16 protein-coding genes are annotated in these 16,843 nt (G+C 71.6%); 14 read left to right on the top strand and 2 right to left on the bottom strand.

Annotation, left to right across the window (positions count from 1 at the left end; all coding sequences use genetic code 11):
* Positions 1–9: 9 nt before the first annotated feature.
* Entirely contained in the window at positions 10–684 is a 675-nt protein-coding gene (locus BKK80_RS24445; RefSeq protein ID WP_071021359.1) for a TetR/AcrR family transcriptional regulator, read from the bottom strand.
* Between the two features lie 182 nt (positions 685–866).
* On the opposite strand from BKK80_RS24445, the gene BKK80_RS24440 reads away from it, so the two are divergent.
* From BKK80_RS24440 to BKK80_RS24390, 11 genes are all read left to right on the top strand, one after another.
* Complete coding sequence (locus tag BKK80_RS24440; protein WP_071071654.1) at positions 867–2,141, top strand: MFS transporter; 1,275 nt, start codon at positions 867–869, stop codon at positions 2,139–2,141.
* 43 nt (positions 2,142–2,184) lie between these two features.
* A complete protein-coding gene (locus BKK80_RS24435) occupies positions 2,185–3,015 on the top strand; it encodes a cyclase family protein (RefSeq protein ID WP_071021364.1) in 831 nt (276 codons plus the stop codon).
* Positions 3,016–3,029: 14 nt separating this feature from the next.
* Positions 3,030–4,349 (top strand): fumarylacetoacetase, encoded by a 1,320-nt coding sequence (gene fahA, locus BKK80_RS24430; protein WP_084545909.1) that lies wholly within the window; start codon positions 3,030–3,032, stop codon positions 4,347–4,349.
* 100 nt (positions 4,350–4,449) lie between these two features.
* Complete coding sequence (locus tag BKK80_RS24425) at positions 4,450–5,382, top strand: LysR family transcriptional regulator (RefSeq protein ID WP_071021370.1); 933 nt, start codon at positions 4,450–4,452, stop codon at positions 5,380–5,382.
* Positions 5,383–5,521: 139 nt separating this feature from the next.
* Complete coding sequence (locus tag BKK80_RS24420; RefSeq protein ID WP_071071650.1) at positions 5,522–6,775, top strand: D-amino acid dehydrogenase; 1,254 nt, start codon at positions 5,522–5,524, stop codon at positions 6,773–6,775.
* Positions 6,776–6,848: 73 nt separating this feature from the next.
* Positions 6,849–7,223, top strand: a complete 375-nt coding sequence (locus BKK80_RS24415; RefSeq protein ID WP_071021375.1) for a RidA family protein — start codon at positions 6,849–6,851, stop codon at positions 7,221–7,223.
* Between the two features lie 62 nt (positions 7,224–7,285).
* A complete protein-coding gene (locus tag BKK80_RS24410) occupies positions 7,286–8,719 on the top strand; it encodes an N-acyl-D-amino-acid deacylase family protein (protein ID WP_071071648.1) in 1,434 nt (477 codons plus the stop codon).
* 105 nt (positions 8,720–8,824) lie between these two features.
* Positions 8,825–9,799 carry a Bug family tripartite tricarboxylate transporter substrate binding protein gene (locus BKK80_RS24405; RefSeq protein ID WP_071071646.1) on the top strand — a complete coding sequence of 325 codons (975 nt, stop codon included), beginning with the start codon at positions 8,825–8,827 and terminating at the stop codon, positions 9,797–9,799.
* A 66-nt stretch (positions 9,800–9,865) separates the two neighbouring features.
* On the top strand, positions 9,866–11,311 hold the full coding sequence (locus tag BKK80_RS24400; RefSeq protein WP_071021384.1) for a gluconate:proton symporter: 1,446 nt from the start codon (positions 9,866–9,868) through the stop codon (positions 11,309–11,311).
* A gap of 14 nt (positions 11,312–11,325) precedes the next feature.
* A complete protein-coding gene (locus BKK80_RS24395) occupies positions 11,326–12,324 on the top strand; it encodes a serine hydrolase (RefSeq protein ID WP_167366695.1) in 999 nt (332 codons plus the stop codon).
* On the top strand, positions 12,321–13,157 hold the full coding sequence (locus BKK80_RS24390) for a carbon-nitrogen hydrolase family protein (RefSeq protein WP_084545738.1): 837 nt from the start codon (positions 12,321–12,323) through the stop codon (positions 13,155–13,157). Before BKK80_RS24395 ends, BKK80_RS24390 begins: the two co-directional genes overlap by 4 nt.
* Positions 13,158–13,223: 66 nt before the next feature.
* Here BKK80_RS24390 and BKK80_RS24385 read toward each other — a convergent pair whose 3' ends face one another.
* Positions 13,224–13,622 carry a DUF488 domain-containing protein gene (locus tag BKK80_RS24385; RefSeq protein ID WP_071021387.1) on the bottom strand — a complete coding sequence of 133 codons (399 nt, stop codon included), beginning with the start codon at positions 13,620–13,622 and terminating at the stop codon, positions 13,224–13,226.
* 203 nt (positions 13,623–13,825) lie between these two features.
* On the opposite strand from BKK80_RS24385, the gene BKK80_RS24380 reads away from it, so the two are divergent.
* From BKK80_RS24380 to BKK80_RS24370, 3 genes are all read left to right on the top strand, one after another.
* Positions 13,826–15,139 carry an MFS family transporter gene (locus BKK80_RS24380; protein ID WP_071021389.1) on the top strand — a complete coding sequence of 438 codons (1,314 nt, stop codon included), beginning with the start codon at positions 13,826–13,828 and terminating at the stop codon, positions 15,137–15,139.
* 130 nt (positions 15,140–15,269) lie between these two features.
* On the top strand, positions 15,270–15,704 hold the full coding sequence (locus BKK80_RS24375; RefSeq protein WP_197524010.1) for a VOC family protein: 435 nt from the start codon (positions 15,270–15,272) through the stop codon (positions 15,702–15,704).
* A 168-nt stretch (positions 15,705–15,872) separates the two neighbouring features.
* The gene (locus BKK80_RS24370) at positions 15,873–16,832 is read left to right on the top strand and encodes a tripartite tricarboxylate transporter substrate binding protein (RefSeq protein ID WP_071021392.1); all 960 of its coding nucleotides are present in this window, start codon (positions 15,873–15,875) and stop codon (positions 16,830–16,832) included.
* The last annotated feature ends 11 nt before the right edge of the window (positions 16,833–16,843 follow it).

Genomic DNA, 16,843 nt, shown 5'->3' with positions numbered 1-16,843 from the left:
GGAATCCGCTCAGTCCTGCCGCGCCCCGGCGCGGATGCCCGCCATGATGAAGGTGACCAGGTAGGCGGTCTTGCGCCGCAGGTCGCCCGCCTTGACCTTGCCGGCGGAGATGCGCTCGATGCGGCTGTCGAACACGCTCGTGACCAGCGCGCCGACGGAGAACAGGTAGGCCCAGTGGGCGTAGCCGGCAGGATGGCCGGGCAGGACCTTGCGGATCGCGCGCACGAACTCCTTGGCGAAGGGGTCGAAGTAGTCGGTCACGATGCCGCGCTCGGACTCACGCGGATCCGAGGCTTCGCGCGCGACCAGCTTGGCGTAGGCGATGCCGGGCGCGCTGTCCTGGATCCGCATCACCGGTTCCACGAAGGCCCGCACGATGTGTTCGAGCGGGTCCTCCCCTTCCGCTACAGGCGCGTGCAAGGCGGCCAGGCGCGCTTCCAGCACGGTCTTGCGGCGCTCGAACAGCGCCCGGTACAGCTTGGCCTTGGTCTCGAAGTGATAGACGATCAGCGGCAGCCCGACTTCGGCCGCGGCAGCGATGTCGCGCATCGATACGCCGTCGAAGCCGCCTTCGGCGAACAGCCGCTCGGCGGCGTCCAGCACCCGCTCCCGCTTGCTTGCCTCCGGCGGTGCCGGCACCGCGCCCGGCCCGGCTGCCGCCCTTGGCGCTTTCTTGCCTTGCATGCTGTCTCCGCGAAAAGAAGTCCCGATTGTAGCGAACGATGCCGCCGCCGCGGCCGGCTCCGCTCCCGCCCCCTCCGCTTCCTTCCTCCCCCGGTTTACCCTAGTACATAAACTGACTGTACGATCGTACAGTGCGTGCACCGAATGCGCCGGCGCACAGCCGGACCTGACGAGGAGAGATCGTGGCCCCCACCCCGGCATCCCTGAAGTGGCGCGTGTTGATCGGCTGCTTCCTCAGCTACCTGTTCGACGCGGTCGACATCATCATCCTGACCATCGCCATGCCGGCCATCACGGCCTCGCTGCAGATCACGCAGGCCCAGGCCGGCCTGCTGGTCACGGCCACGCTGCTGGGCATCGGCCTGAGCAGCGTGGTGATGGGGCGGCTGGCCGACACGCTGGGCCGCCGCACCGCCCTGTTGCTGTCGCTGGCGAGCTTCGGCGTGCTGACCATGGCCATCGCCGGCGCCACCGACTGGCGCCAGATCCTGGTGCTGCGCTTCTTCTCCGGGCTGGGGCTCGGCGGGGTCTGGAGCACCGCCGCCGCCCATGTCAACGAGACCTGGCCGGCACACCAGCGCGGGCGCGCCACGGCTTTCGTGCTCAGTTCCTTCTCGGTCGGGGCCAGCGTGGCCGCGGCCGCCTCGGCCTGGCTGCTGCCGGCGCACGGCTGGCGCGTGCTGTTCTTCGCCTGCGGCGCCGCGGTGGCCATCGCCATCGCCTATGTCTGGCTGCGCGTGCCGGAATCGGAGGTCTGGCTGGCGCAGCGCCGCATGAGGGTATCCACCACGGCGTCCGCCGCGGGCGCCCCGGCCGGCGCCAGCCTCGCCGAGCTGTTCGACCCGGCCTTGCGCCGCATCACCGTGCTCGGCACCGCCACTTCGGCGCTGGCCCTTGCCGCCTACTGGGGCGCGACCACCTGGCTGCCCACCTTCCTCGTCAAGGAGCGCGGCCTGGACGTGGCCACCATGGCCGGCTTCGTGGCAGTCCTCAATCTCGGCATGTTCCTCGGCTACAACGCCTTCGGGCTGCTGGCCGACCGCATCGGCAAGCAGCGCGCCATCATCGTGTCGCTGCTCGGCACCGGTCTCACGCTGCCCCTGTATGCGATGACCACCGGCCACGGCGCGCTGCTGCTGCTCGGCCCGGTGTTCGCCTTCTTCATGGCCTTCGCCGGCCTGGTCGGCGCCTATTTCGCCGAGCTGTTCCCGACCCGGCTGCGCGCCACCGGGGCCGGCTTCTGCTTCAACGTCGGCCGCGGCATCTCCGCCTTCGCGCCGCTGACGCTGGGCTCGGTGGCCGGCGTGCTCGGCTTCGCCAACAGCATCGCGCTGTGCGGCGCGCTGTTCCTGCTGGCCGCCGCCGTGGTGGCCCTGCTGCCGCGCGATGCCGCCGGCGCGGGTTCCCGCCCCCGCAGCGCTGCCGGCGCACCGGCCGATGCCTCGCTCGATTCCTGATCCCCCCGACACCCTCTCCCGCCATCGCCAAGGAGCACCGCCCATGACCCGCCGCTTCGTCGACCTGTCGATCTACCTGGAAAACGATGTCGTCTCCGATCCCCCGGGCTTCGGCCCCCGGATCGAATACCTGTCGCACCGCTCCACCGCCGAGCAGGTAGCGTCCTTCTTTCCCGGGCTGCGGCCGGCCGACCTGCCCGACGGCGAAGGCTGGGCCATCGAGCAGATCCAGCTCAGCACCCACAACGGCACCCACCTCGACGCGCCGTATCACTTCCACAGCACCATGAACGAGGCGCTCGGCGAACGCGAGCGCTCGACCACCATCGACGAGGTGCCGCTGGAGTGGTGCTTCCAGCCGGGCGTCAAGCTGGATTTCCGCGCCTTCGACGACGGCTACGTGGTCACCGCCGCCGACGTCGAGGCCGAGCTGGCCCGCATCGGCCACGTGCTGGCGCCGCTGGAGATCGTCGTCGTCAACACCCGCGCGGGGCAGCGCTACGGGCATCCCGACTACGTCGCGGCCGGTTGCGGCATGGGACTGGAAGCCACCATGTACCTGCTGGAGCGCGGCGTGCGCCTGACCGGCACCGATGCCTGGAGCTGGGACGCGCCCTTCGTGCACACGGCGAAGAAGTACGCGCAGTCCCACGATGCCGCGCTGATCTGGGAAGGCCACAAGGCGGGGCGCAATATCGGCTACTGCCACCTGGAGAAGCTGCACAACCTCGAGGCGCTGCCGCCGCACGGCTTCTACATCTCCTGCTTCCCGCACAAGATCCGCGGCGCCTCGGCGGGCTGGACGCGCGCCGTCGCCATCTTCGACGACGCGCTGAACGCGGCGGGCGGGTTGAGCGCGCCACGACAGGCATGACGACAGGCATGAACATGGAACTGAACCATACCCACGACGCCTCCCGCCGCAGCTGGCTGGACGAGGCCAATGCGAGCGATACCGACTTCCCGCTGCAGAACCTGCCGTTCTGCGTGTTCCGGCGCGGCAACAGCGCTGAAGCCTGGCGCGGCGGCGTCGGCATCGGCGACCGCATCGTCGACCTCGCCGCCCTGCTGCAGGCAGGCTGCCTGCGCGACCGCGCCGCCGAGGCCGCCGCCGCCGCGGCCGGGGCCACGCTCAATGCCCTGCTGGAGCTGGGCCCCGCCGCCTGGCAGGCACTGCGCCACGAACTGTTCGCCCTGCTGCTGGCCGGCAGCGCCCGCGAACAGGCCGTGCAGGCCGTGCGTGCGGCGCTGGTGCCGCAGGCGCAGGCCGAGTATGCGGTGCCGGTGCGCATCGGCGACTACACGGATTTCTATACTTCGCTCGACCACGCGGTGAACTGCAGCCGCCAGCTGGGCCTGGAGGTCAGCGCCAACTTCGACTGGCTGCCGATCGCTTACCACGGCCGGGTCTCGTCGATCGGCGTCAGCGGCCAGCAGGTGTTCCGGCCGCTCGGGCAGACCCGCGCCAGGCCGGGCGCCGCCCCCGTCCACGAGCCGTGCCGCCGGCTCGACTACGAGCTGGAACTGGGCGCGGTGATCGGCACCGGCAACGCGCGCGGCACGCCGATCCCGCTGGCGAACGCCCAGCAGCACCTGTTCGGCCTGTGCCTGCTCAACGACTGGTCGGCACGCGACATCCAGGCCTGGGAGATGCTGCCGCTCGGCCCCTTCCTGGCCAAGAACTTCGCCACCACGGTCTCGCCCTGGCTGGTCACGCTGGAAGCCCTGCTGCCCTACCGTACCGGCTGGTCGCGCGCGCCGCAGCGACCGCAGCCGCTCGACTACCTGCGCTCCGAAGACAACGCCCGCGCCGGCGCCTTCGACATCCTGCTCGAAGTGTCGATCCAGAGCGCGCGCCAGCGCGCACGCGGCGGCCAGCCGCATGCGCTGACCCGCACCAGCTTCCGCCACCAGTACTGGACGCTCGGGCAGATGATCGCGCACCACACCATGGGCGGCTGCAACCTGCAGCCCGGCGACCTGCTCGGCAGCGGCACCATCTCCGGTCCCACCGCCGGCGAGGCCGGCGCGCTGATCGAGCTGACCGTGTCGGGCACGCAGCCGGTCGAGATCGGCGACGGCGAGCGGCGCGGCTTCCTGGAGGATGGCGACACCGTCGTCTTGCGCGGCTGGTGCGAACGCCCCGGCTTCGCGCGCATCGGCTTCGGCACCTGCCACGGCACCGTGGCGGCGCCACCGGCGGCCTGACAGCACGGCGCCCCCTCCGCTCCGACCGGAGGGGAACCTCCGGCGCCGCGGCCGCCATCCGCTACACTGCGGCCAGACCGACCGCCCTCCCCGCCGCGCCATGCGCCTCCGCCACCTCGAGATCTTCCATGCCGTGATGCGCACCGGCTCGCTGAGCCGTGCCGCCGAGCTCCTCTTCATCTCCCAGCCCGCCGCCAGCAAGGTGCTGGCCCACGCCGAGCGCGACCTCGGCTTCAAGCTGTTCACGCGCGCCCACGGCCGCCTGCTGCCCACGCGCGAGGCGGAACTGCTGCACGCCGAGACGGCGCACCTGTTCGCCAACCTGGAGAACGTGCGGCGGCTGGCGCGCAACCTGAAGCGGCATCCGGAGGGACACCTGCGCATCGGCTGCCTGCCCAGCCTGGGGCTGAGCCTGATCCCGCAGGCGGTGCGCGAGTTCCGCCAGCGCTGCCCCGGCGTGTCGCTGGAAGTGCAGACCCGCCACGGTGACGAACTGCTGGCACTGGTGCTGTCGCGCGAACTGGACATCGCCGTGGTATTCGATCCGCCGGCCCGCGCGGGCGTGCACGCCGCCGAGCTGGGCCGGGCGGCGGTGGTCTACCTGGGGCCGCCGGCCAGCGCGCCGGCACAGGGGCCGGTGGCGCTGGCCGGGCTCGACGACCAGCACTGGATCGGCATCGGCAACAGCGACCCGCTCGGCGGCCTGATCGCGCAGGCCTGCCACGACCTGGGGCTGGAGGAGCGCACGCCGATGGTGGAGGCACGCACCTACTACGTGGCCGCGGCCCTGGCCGAGTGCGGCGTGGGCTACGCCCTGGTCGACCAGTTCACGGCCCAGTTCGCGCTGCGCGCCAGCAAGGAGGAACTGCTGATCCGGCCGCTGGCGCCGCCGCTGTCGGTAGGAGTGGCGGCCATCTATCCGGACGGGGCCGCCTCGTCGCACGCGCTGGAAACCCTGCTGGACGTGCTGCGGACCCGTTTCGGCGAGGCGCCGGGCGACGGTGCCGGCGCGGCGTCCGCGCCGACTGCATAACCTCAGGTTATAGGGTATGCGCTAATCGTCATTTGAATCGCGGCGCCGCCTCGTCAACACTGTCGTCCTGCGTGGCCGCCCCGGCGGCCGCTGCATCGGAATGGGATTGGCACTGGTATCTAGAGGCGGGAGGCAAGACATGCGGGTATGCGTTCTGGGCGGCGGCGTGGTCGGCGTCGCCAGCGCCTATTTCCTGGCGCGCGAGGGGCATACCGTCACCTTGCTCGAGGCGCGCGACGGTCTGGGGCTGGAGACCAGCCTCGCCAACGGCGCCCAGCTCAGCTACAGCTACGTGGCGCCGCTGGCCGATCCGTCCGTGCTGCCCAAGCTGCCCGGCTGGCTGCTCGACCGGGATTCCGCGCTGCGCTTCGTGCCCCGCCTGGACTGGCAGCAATGGCGCTGGTGCCTGGCCTTCCTGCGCGCCTGCCGCGGCAGCGTAGCCAGGCGCGTCACAGCCGAACTGCTCGGCCTGGGCCAGCTGAGCCGCGCCCGCGTGCACGAGCTGGTCGAGCGCGAGGCGCTCGCCTTCGACTACCAGCGCAATGGCAAGCTGGTGGTCTACCGCGATCCCGAGGCCTTCGCCGCCGCGCGCCGGCAACTGGCCTACCAGGCCACCCTGGGCAGCCATCAGCAAGCGCTCGACAGCGCCGCCTGCGTGGCGCTGGAGCCCGCGCTGGCCGCCCTGCGCGACAAGCTCGCGGGCGGCATCCACACACCGAGCGAGGAAGCCGGCGACTGCCATGCCTTCACCGTCGGCCTGGCCGACGCGGCCGCACGCCGCTTCGGCGCGCGCATACGCTGCGGCGTGCGCGTGGACGGGCTGCGCCGCGAAGGCCGCCGCGTGGTGGCCGCGCAGACCAGCGCGGGCGACATCGAGGCCGACGCCTTCGTGGTCTGCGCCGGCATGCGCAGCGTGTCGCTGCTGGCGCCGCTGGGCCTGCGCCTGCCGATGTATCCGCTCACCGGCTACAGCCTCACCGCGCCGGTCGACCCGGCGCGCCACCTGCCGCCCGCCCTCAGCGTGACGGACCTGCATTACAAGGTGGTCTATGCCCGCCTGGGCGGGCAGCTGCGCGTGGCCGGCATGGTCGACCTGGTGGGCCGCCATGCGCGTGCCGACCAGCGCCGCATCGCCCTGCTGACGCAGCAGGCGCGCGAGACCTTCCCCGGCGGCGCGGACTTCGACGCCGCCGCCACCTGGTGCGGCGGCCGTCCGGCCACGCCGGACAGCAAACCCCTGGTCGGCGCCACGCCCTACAGCAACCTGTGGCTGAACACCGGCCACGGCGCGCTGGGTTTCACGCTGGCCTGCGGCAGCGCCACCCTGCTGGCCGATGCCATGGCCGGGCGGCCGGCCGCGCTGGACCTGTCCGCCTTCGCGCTCGGGCGCTGACGCGCTCCGCCCCTCATCGCGGTCCCATACCAGCCCCGGGCAAGCACACCAGAAACCCGCCAGCAAACCCATCATGAAACAGATCATCGACACCGCCTTGCCCCGCTCGCCCGCCCCCGTGGAATGGGCCGTGCTGGGCAACGGCATCCTGTTCACCACGCAGATCCCGCTCGGCGCCGACGGCGCCGTGGTGGCCGGCGGCATCGAGGCGCAGGCGCGCCAGACGCTGCGCAACCTGCAGCAGACCCTGGAAGCGGCCGGTGGTACCCTTGCCGACCTCACCCAGGTCGTCGTCTACGTCACCGACCGGGCCGACCTCGCCGTCTTCAACCGCGTCTATGCGGAAATGATCCCGGCCCCCTACCCCAACCGGGCCGCCATCGTCACCGCGGGCTTCGGCCGCCCGGAGATGCTGGTCGAGATCCTGGCCTACGCCGCGCCAGGCTGAAGGACCAGCGCCCACGCACCACCGCCGGCCCCCACGCCGCCCCCTCCCGGAGAGCCTCCCCCATGCCAACCTGCGACCTGCTGTTCACCCATGCCACCCTGATCGACGGCACCGGCGCCGCGCGCCGCGACGGCGCGCTCGCCGTCAGCGCGGGGCGCATCGCCGCCGTCGGCGACTGCGCCGGCTGGCAGGCCGCGCGCACCATCGACGCCGGCGGCCGCGCGCTGGCGCCGGGCTTCATCGACGTGCACACGCACGACGACAGCGCGCTGCTGGCCGATCCGGCCATGGCGGCCAAGACCAGCCAGGGCGTCACCAGCGTGATCGCCGGCAACTGCGGCATCAGCATCGCGCCGCTGGTGCCGCGCCACGGCCTGCCGCCGCCGCTGATGCTGCTGGGCGAAGCCGCCGACTACCGCTTCCCCACCGTGGCCGACTACCGGCGCGCGCTGGAAGCGGCGCCACCCAGCGTCAACGTGGGACTGCTGGTCGGCCACAGCACCCTGCGCGCCGGCGCCATGGACGACACCGCGCGCGCGGCCACCGGCGCCGAGATCGAGGCCATGGCGGCGGCGCTGGACCAGGCCCTGCGCGATGGCGGCCTGGGGCTCAGCACCGGGCTCAGCTACCCGGCCAGCCGCGCCGCGCCCACCGCCGAGGTGGTGGCGCTGGCGCGCGTGACGGCGCGCCACCCGGGCGCGCTCTACACCACCCATATGCGCAGCGAGCGCGACCAGGTCGTCGAGGCCGTGGGCGAGACGCTGGAGATCGGCCGCGAGGCGGCCATCCCGGTGGTGATCTCGCACCACAAATGCATCGGCCGCCGCAACTTCGGCAAGACCACGGTCACGCTGGGGCTGATCGACAAGGCGCTGGCCACGCAGGACGTGGCGCTCGACGTCTACCCGTACACCGCCAGCTCGACGGTGCTGCTGCCCGAGTTCGTCGGCGAGGCCGAGCGCATCATCGTGACCAGTTCGCAGCCCCATCCGGAACAGGCGCGGCGCGACCTGTCGGCGATCGCCGCCGACTGGGGGGTGTCGCTGGAGGACGCCGCCGCCCGGCTCGGCCCGGCCACCGCGATCTACTTCCAGATGGACGAGGCCGACCTGCGCCGCGTGCTGTCGCACCCGCGCACCATGATCGGTTCGGACGGCATTCCCGGCCCCTACCCGCATCCGCGCCTGTGGGGCAGCTTCCCGCGCGTGCTCGGCCACTACGCGCGCGAGCTGGGCCTGCTGACGCTGGAGGACGCGGTGCGCCGCATGACCTCGCTGCCGGCGGCGGTGTTCGGCCTGCCCGGACGCGGCGTGCTGCAGGCCGGCTATGCCGCCGACCTGGTGCTGTTCGATCCCGGGCGCGTGATCGACCGGGCCGACTACGACCAGCCCTGCGAGCCCTCGGCCGGCATCGACGCCGTCTACGTCAACGGCCTGCAGGTGTGGGGGCCCGAGGGCGCGAGCGGCGCCGCCGCTGGGCAATTCCTGCACCACTGAACAGTGCGCACGGCGGGCCGCCGGGACACCCTGCACGCCCCCTGCACGCCCCCCGCGCGATACGAAACACGAAATTAGAGATTCGAGATACGAGAGGAGACTGCCTTGAAACGCCGACACTTCCTGCTGACACCCGCGCTGGGCGCCCTGGCGCTGGGCGCCGCCGCCCTGGCCCACGCCGCCTATCCCGAGCGGCCCATCACGCTGGTGATCCCCTTCTCCGCCGGCGGCCCCACCGACGTGATCGGCCGCATCGTCGCCAGCAAGGCGTCGGAGATCCTCGGCCAGCAGATCGTGGTCGACAACCGCGTCGGCGCGGCCGGCACCATCGGCATGACCGCAGTGGCACGGGCCAGGCCCGACGGCTACATGCTGGGACTGGCCACGGTCAGCACCCATGGCACCGCGCCGCACCTGCTGGCGCGGCCGCCCTATGACTCGGTCAAGGACTTCACGCCGGTGCGCAACCTGGTCAGCAGCCCCAACATCCTCAGCGTGCATCCGGGCTTTCCGGCGCACAACCTGAATGAGTTCGTCGCCTACGTGAAAGCGCACCCCGGCAAGGAAAGCTACGCCAACGCCGGCGCGGGCGGCATCAACGACCTGGGCATGGCCTGGTTCCTGCAGCTCAGCGAAGCCAGCATGATCAGCGTCCCCTACAAGGGCTCGGCGCCGGCGCTGAACGACGCCATCGGCGGCAACGTCAAGGTGATCTTCGACAACTTCCCCTCCTCGCTGCCCTTCATCAAGGCCGGCAAGCTGCGCGCGCTGGCCATCACCGGCACCCAGCGCAACGACAAGCTGCCCGAGGTGCCGACCTTCGCCGAGCAGGGCTTCAAGGACTACGACGTCAGCGCCTGGTACGGCGTGGTGGCCCCGGCCAGGCTGCCGGCCGAGGTGCGCGCGCGGCTGGCGGACGCCTTCCAGGCCGCGCTCGACGATCCTGCCACGCGCCAGCGCCTGGTCGATGCCGGCGCCTTCCCGGTCGCCTCCGGGCCGGACGCCTTCGCGCGCCAGATCCGCCAGGAATACGAGCGCTGGGGCAGCGTGATCCGCAAGGCCGGCATCGCGCCGCAATAAGACGCGGGCCGCCGCAGTCCTATCCGCCCCCCCCCCAGGCAACACCACAGCAAGCAGGAGCCCCCAATGACATCCGCAGCAAGCCCGGCCGCGCCCGCCAGCGCGGCTTCCCCCGGACTCCAGCCAGGCAAGCGCAACGCGGCCATCGCCGTGTTCCTCGCCGGGCTGGCCATCGCCCTCTACGCCCACTTCGCCATGCCCGGCGAGACCAGCCTGTGGGGACTGGCCCCCGTGCTCGTCTTCGCCATCATCGCGCTGCTGGGGGTGGACATCGTGCTGTCCACCATTGCCGCCATCGTGCTGGGCGCGATCATGACCGGCACCACGCCGGTGGCGATGGGCAAGCTGCTGGCGGATTCGCTGGGCTCCTTCATCGCGGTGGTGGGCCTGATCATCGTGCTGGGGGCCGGCGTGGGCGAGGTGGCCGCGCGCACCGGCGCCGCCGAGCAGCTGGTGCGCGCCATCGTGCGCCGCATCGGCCTGTCCAACCAGGTGCGCGTGCGCCTGGGCATCATGGTGACGTCGACGCTGATCTGCGGCGCGCTGGGCACGCTGGCGGGCGGCAACGCCATCATCGCCGCGGTGGTGATCCCGATCGCGGCCGCGGTGCGCCTGTCGCCGCCGGCGGTCGCCGCGCTGTTCCAGACCGCGGGCTCGGCCGGCCTGGTGCTGGGACCGTTCACGCCCAACGTGGTCACGGTACTGGGCCTGACCGGCCTGAGCTACCCCGAGTACCTGATGGTGGCCGGCCTGCCGATGGCCGCCGCCACGCTGGCCAGCGGCTGGTTCATGTCCGGCCGCATCCAGAAGATGACCGAGGCGCAGCACCAGTACGAGGAAGCCGCCGACGGCAGCCGCGCCGCCTTCGACCTGTCCGCCGAGCCGCCGCGCCAGGCCGTGCGCGCCGCCTGGGCCTTCTGCCTGACCATCGTCGGCCTGGCCGCCGCCGGCGTGGTCGCCAAGGCCGGCTTCGCCTTCGCCATCATCGTCATGGTCTCCCTGGCCGCCACCACCGGCCTGGCCGGCGGCATGGGCCCGCGCGCCATCCTGCAGGCCATGTATGCCGGCGCCGGCAAGCTGATCTGGATCTTCTTCCTGTTCTGGCTGTTCAACCCGGTGCTGGTGCTGGTCGACAAGCTCAACGCCTACCATGCGCTGCTCGACCTCGCCAGCCCGCACCTGGCCGGCATCGGCGGCGCCATGCTGTGCGTGATCATCCTGTGGTTCAACGTGATCGGCCACATCCCCGGCGCGGCGGTGGCGCAGATGACTTTCACCGCCAAGATCTTCGGCCCGCTGCTGGCGGCGGCCGGCGTCGGCCCCGCGGCCACCACGGCGGTGATCCTGGGCAGCTCGCAGATCGACTGGTTCGGCCCCTTCCCCACCTCGGACATGTTCGGCCAGATGGGCCTGGCGCGCTCGACCCAGCTCAAGTACATGCTCTACAACGGCTGGGCGGTGATCGTGGTCAACCTGGCCATGTTCTCCGGGCTGTTCTTCCTGCTGGTCTGAACGGAGGAGCGGCGATGATCGATGCCATCGATGCGAACGAGGTGAAGGGTGTGAATGACGTGAACGACGTGAACGACGTGGACAACGTGGACGGCGACGCTTTCCCGCTCGGCGCGCGCCTGCCCGGGCGCGCCATGCTGCGCGCGCGCGTGGAGGCCGGCCTGGCCCCGCTGCTGGCCGCCACGCCGGCGCGCGTGGCGCTGAGCCTGCGCCTGCGCGACGGTTCGATCGTGCTGGAGCGCGCGGCGTCCTGCGCCATGCCCTCGGCCAGCCTGGTCAAGGTGCCCATCCTGCTGGCCATGCTCGAACAGGTCGGCCAGGACCGCCTGCGCCTGGCGCAGGAGATGTCCCTGGCGGGCATCGAGCGGGTCGGCGGCACCGGCATCCTGGCGCAGCTGCCGAGCGTGCGGCAGCTGACGCTGGCCGAGCTGGCACGGCTGATGATCGTGCTGAGCGACAACGTCGCCACCAATGCGTTGATCGCCCTGCTCGGCTTCGACGCCGTGAACGGCTGGTGCGAACGGGCCGGACTGGCGCAGACGCGGCTGCAGCGCCGCATGATGGATGCCGCCGCGCGCGCGGCCGGCCGCGACAACTTCACCAGCGCCGGCGACACGGCCGCGGCGCTGGGCTGGCTGCTGCGCGGCGACACGCTGCCGGCGCCGCTGCGTGCCTTCGGGCTCGCGCTGCTGGCCGACCAGCGCGAGCGCGCCCACTTCGGCGCCGCGCTGCCGGCGGCGGCGCGGCTGGCCAACAAGACCGGGCAACTGCCCGGCCTGCGCCACGATGCCGGCATCCTGACGGTGGGCGACCAGAGCGTCGTGCTGGCGGTGCTGGCCGACGGCTTCACCGACCCGCGCACCGCCCGCGAACTGCAGGGCGGCGACGGCGCCGCCCTGCTCGCCGGCGTGGCGCGCGCGGTCGCGCTGGCGCTGGAGGCAGAGCCGGAGGGCGATCCCTGCGATCCCTGCGACACGGGCAACGCAGACAACGCAGGCCAGGGGGGAAGATGATGGGTATCAAGGTAGCCGCGCTCCAGCTCGACAGCCGGCAGGATCGCCAAGCCAACCTGGCCGCGCTGGAACAGGGGATCCTGGCCGCCGCCGCCGATGGCGCCAGGTTGATCGTGACCCCCGAATACAGCGACGTGCGTGGCGATTCCGCCGCCCTGCAGGCCGCGGCCAGCACGGTGCCGGGCCCGGTCTCCGAGCACATCGCGGCACTGGCGCGGCGCACCGGCTGCTGGATCCACCTCGGCTCGATGCATGAACGCCTGCCGGGCGAAGCACGTCTCGGCAACAGCAGCCTGACCTTCGCGCCGGACGGCAGCCTGGCCGCGCGCTACCGCAAGGTCCATCTCTACGATGCCGTGGTCGACGGCCTGCCCTACCGCGAATCGGCCGACTTCGCGCCGGGCGACAGCCTGCAGACGGTGGCCGCGGAAGGCCTGACGCTGGGCCTCAGCATCTGCTACGACCTGCGCTTCGGCGAGCTCTACCGCACGCTGCGCGCGCGCGGCGCCGATGTGCTGCTGGTGCCGGCCGCCTTCAACGTGCACACCGGCCGCGACCACTGGGAGACGCTGCTGCGCGCCCGTGCCATCGAGAACCAGTGCTATGTGATCGCCGCCGCGCAGATCGGCGGACCGGGGCCGGGCCTGCCCTGCCTGGGCCGCAGCATGATCATCGACCCCTGGGGCACGGTGCTGGCCTGCATGCCCGACACCACCGGCCACATCACGGCCGAACTGGACCCTGCCCGCGTGGCGCGCCTGCGCGGCGCGCTGCCGGCCTGGGATCACCGCCGCACCGACCTGTACTTCGGCGGCCTGCCCGAGCGCGGCTGAAGCCGCCGAAGCCAAGCGACGCCGGCCCCGCTGCGCGCGGCGAGGGACGGCACCGCCCGCGCCGGCTCAGTCCACCAGCGCCGCCCCGCGCCCGGCCAGCAGCACACGCAGCACCGAGCGGTGGCAATGGGCCTCGTCCTCGCAATAGCAGCCGATGGCGACATCGCTGCGATGCGACAGCGCGGCCAGCAGATCGAGGTCGTGCGTGGGTCCCGGCTGCGCCATCTCGGCGCGGAACTGCCTGACGAAGCCGGCCCAGCCCTTCTCGTCGTGGTTGCGCTGGGCTTCCAGCGCCTGCTTCATCAGCTCCGCGCTGGGCGCCAGGTTCGGGAACCATACGTCGTACCAGTCCTGCGCCGCGAACTCGGTCTTGGGCACGCCGCGCGGCGGGCGCCGGACCGTGCCGATGCGCAGGCCCTCGCCGGGCGCGCGCGGCGTGCCCAGCCGTACGATGCGGATTGCCATGTCTTGCTCCTCCTGTCCCTGTCGATCGGATGGCGCGGCGCAACATCCGTTCCACCCGTTGCGCGCACCGCCCGCAGATTATGCCGTGCGGCGCACGCTATGCCTGCGCCATCGCGCCGAACGCCTCCTATAATCGACTGGAACCAGCGCCAACCGGCCTCTCGCCGTGGCGTGCGACGGCAAGACATTGCAGCGCGACCGACATGACCATCGCGGACAGCCAGACCAGCGCCCCCGGCCACTACAGCGCCGAGGAAGTGCGCAAACGTGTCTTCGCCATCGTGGCGGCCTCGTCGGGCAATCTCGTCGAGTGGTTCGACTTCTACGTCTACGCCTTCTGCGCGATCTACTTCGCGCACGCCTTCTTCCCCAAGGACGATCCCACCGTCCAGTTGCTCAACTCGGCCGGGGTGTTTGCCGCCGGCTTCCTGATGCGGCCGATCGGCGGCTGGATGTTCGGCCGCATCGCCGACCGCCACGGCCGCAAGATCGCGATGGTGATCTCGGTGACGATGATGTGCGGCGGCTCGCTGCTGATCGCCTGCCTGCCCACCTACGCCAGCATCGGCGTGATGGCGCCCGCGCTGCTGCTGGTCGCGCGCCTGATCCAGGGCCTCTCGGTCGGCGGCGAGTACGGCACCACCGCCACCTATATGAGCGAGGTGGCCCTGCGCGGCCGGCGCGGCTTCTTCTCCTCCTTCCAGTACGTCACGCTGATCGGCGGCCAGCTGCTGGCGGTGCTGGTGGTGGTGATCCTGCAGCAGTTCCTCGACGAGGCCGAGCTGAAGGACTGGGGCTGGCGCATTCCCTTCGCGGTCGGCGCGGCCACGGCGGTGGTGGCCTTGTTCCTGCGCCGCTCGCTGCACGAGACCACCACCGCGGCCACGCGCGAGAGCCGCGAGGCGGGATCGCTGGCGAGCCTGCTGCGCAACCACACGGCGGCCTTCCTCACCGTGCTCGGCTTCACCGCCGGCGGCTCGCTGATCTTCTACACCTTCACCACCTATATGCAGAAGTACCTGGTCAACTCGGCCGGCATGACCATCAAGTCCGCCAGCTATGTGATGACCGCCTGCCTGTTCTTCTACATGTGCATGCAGCCGCTGTTCGGCTCGCTGTCGGACCATATCGGCCGGCGCGCCAACATGCTGCTGTTCGGCGCGCTGGGCGCCATCTTCACCGTGCCGATCCTGACCTGGCTGCAGCAGGTGCACAATCCCTTCCTGGCCTTCATCGTGATCAGCGTGGCGCTGGCCATCGTCAGTTTCTATACCTCGATCAGCGGCATCGTGAAGGCGGAGATGTTCCCGCCCGAGGTGCGCGCGCTGGGCGTGGGACTGGCCTATGCGATCGCCAACGCCATCTTCGGCGGCTCGGCCGAGTATGTCGCGCTGGGGCTCAAGACAATCGGCCACGAGACCGCGTTCTTCTGGTACGTCACCGTGATGATGGTGGTCGCCTTCCTGGTGGCGCTGCGCCTGCCGCGCCAGGCCGCCTACCTGCACCACGAGCTCTGAGGCGCGCCCGGCGGGGCCGTCAGCGCGCGCCATGTCAAACGGCGCTTGAAACTCCTGCAAACCGCGGCGGCTTGATGCGCGCGCACGGCGCGCGCACGATGCCCGTGTACCACTCATCCCCGGAGCCGCCATGCCATCCGAAGCCAGCCCCAAGGTCGTGTTCGACCATCTCAACCTGATCAGCCACGACAGCGCGCAGACGCGGCGCTTCTTCTCCGAGGCGCTGGGTTTCGCGCCCGGCTGGCGCCCGCCCTTCCCCTTCCCCGGCGAGTGGCTCTACCGTGGCGACGACGCCTTCGTGCACGTGGTGGAGAGCGAGGACCCGCGCGCCGGCATTGCCACGCTCGGCCATATCGCCTTCCGCACCGACGAAGCGCCGGCGGCGCTGATCGCGCGGCTGCGCGCGCTGGGCTACGCGCCGGAAGTACGCCGCGTGCCCGAGCGCGGCGATACGCAGGTGTTCGTGCGCCTCCCCGGCGGACTGCTGGTGGAGATCGACAGCGACGCCGATCCGGCCCTGCGCGATGCCCCTGCATTCGGCAGCGGCGGCAGCGGCGAGCCCTGAACGGCTCCCTGCGGTGCCGGCACAGTCATGTCTTGGTTTCAGTACAATAACGGAGTCGCCCGCCCCGACCAACGCGCCACCGCGAGTGCGAAGGCACGCCGCATCGATCGAGCGACCGCGCCGCCGGCAGTCCGGTCCGGCGGCGACGCCACCCCCGAGGAGACCGCATTGAAACCTGCCGCCCGCCTGTGCGCGGCGCTGCTGCTGAGTGCAGCCGCGCAAGCGCACGCCGCCTATCCCGACCACCCCATCAAGCTGATCGTGCCGTTCCCGCCGGGACAGGCCACCGACATCTTCGCGCGCGCGCTGGCCGAGCGGCTGGGCAAGCAGCTCGGCCAGTCGGTGGTGGTCGACAACCGCGCCGGCGCGGGCAGCAACCTCGGCATGGAACTGGCGGCGCGCGCCGCGCCGGACGGCTATACGCTGGTGATGGCGGGCAGCGCCATGGCCATCAACCAGACGCTGTACAAGAAGCTCGCCTACGATCCCCAGCACGATTTCGCCCCGGTCTCGGGCGTGTTCTCGGTGCCGCTGGTATTCCTGGCCACGCCGGCCTCGGGCATCACCTCGCTGCGCGACATGGTGGCCAAGGCCAAGGCGGCGCCGGGCAAGTACAGCTATGCCAGCGCCGGCATCGGCGGCACCCAGCACCTCTCGGCCGAGCTGCTGAAGGCGCAGGCCGGCATCTTCATGGTCCACATTCCCTACAAGGGCAGCGGCCCGGCGCAATCTGACTTCCTCGGCAACCAGATCCCGCTGATGGTGGATTCGGTCACGGCCGCGCTGCCGCTGATCCAGTCGCAGAAGGCCGTGCCGCTGGCCGTGACCTCGTCGCGGCGCGTGCCGCAGTTGCCGAACGTGCCGACGGTGCGCGAGCAGGGCTGGCCGGAATTCGACGCGGTGGGCTGGGCCGTGCTGATGGCCCCCAAGGGCGTGCCGGCGGCCATCCTCGGCCAGCTCAATGCCGAGACCGTCAAGGCCCTGCAGAGTCCCGAACTGAAGCGATTCATCGTCGAGCGCGGCTCCGAGCCGATGCCCATGAGCCCCGACGAGACCGGCCGCTTCGTCGCCAGCGAGATCCGCAAGTGGGGGCCGGTGGTGCGGCGCTCGGGCGCGTCGGCGGACTGAGCCTGGGCGGG

The organism is Cupriavidus malaysiensis, assembly GCF_001854325.1.
GTDB lineage: Bacteria > Pseudomonadota > Gammaproteobacteria > Burkholderiales > Burkholderiaceae > Cupriavidus > Cupriavidus malaysiensis.
The sequence above is the reverse complement of the archived record's forward strand: the minus strand, read 5'-3'. Positions and strand labels throughout refer to the sequence as shown.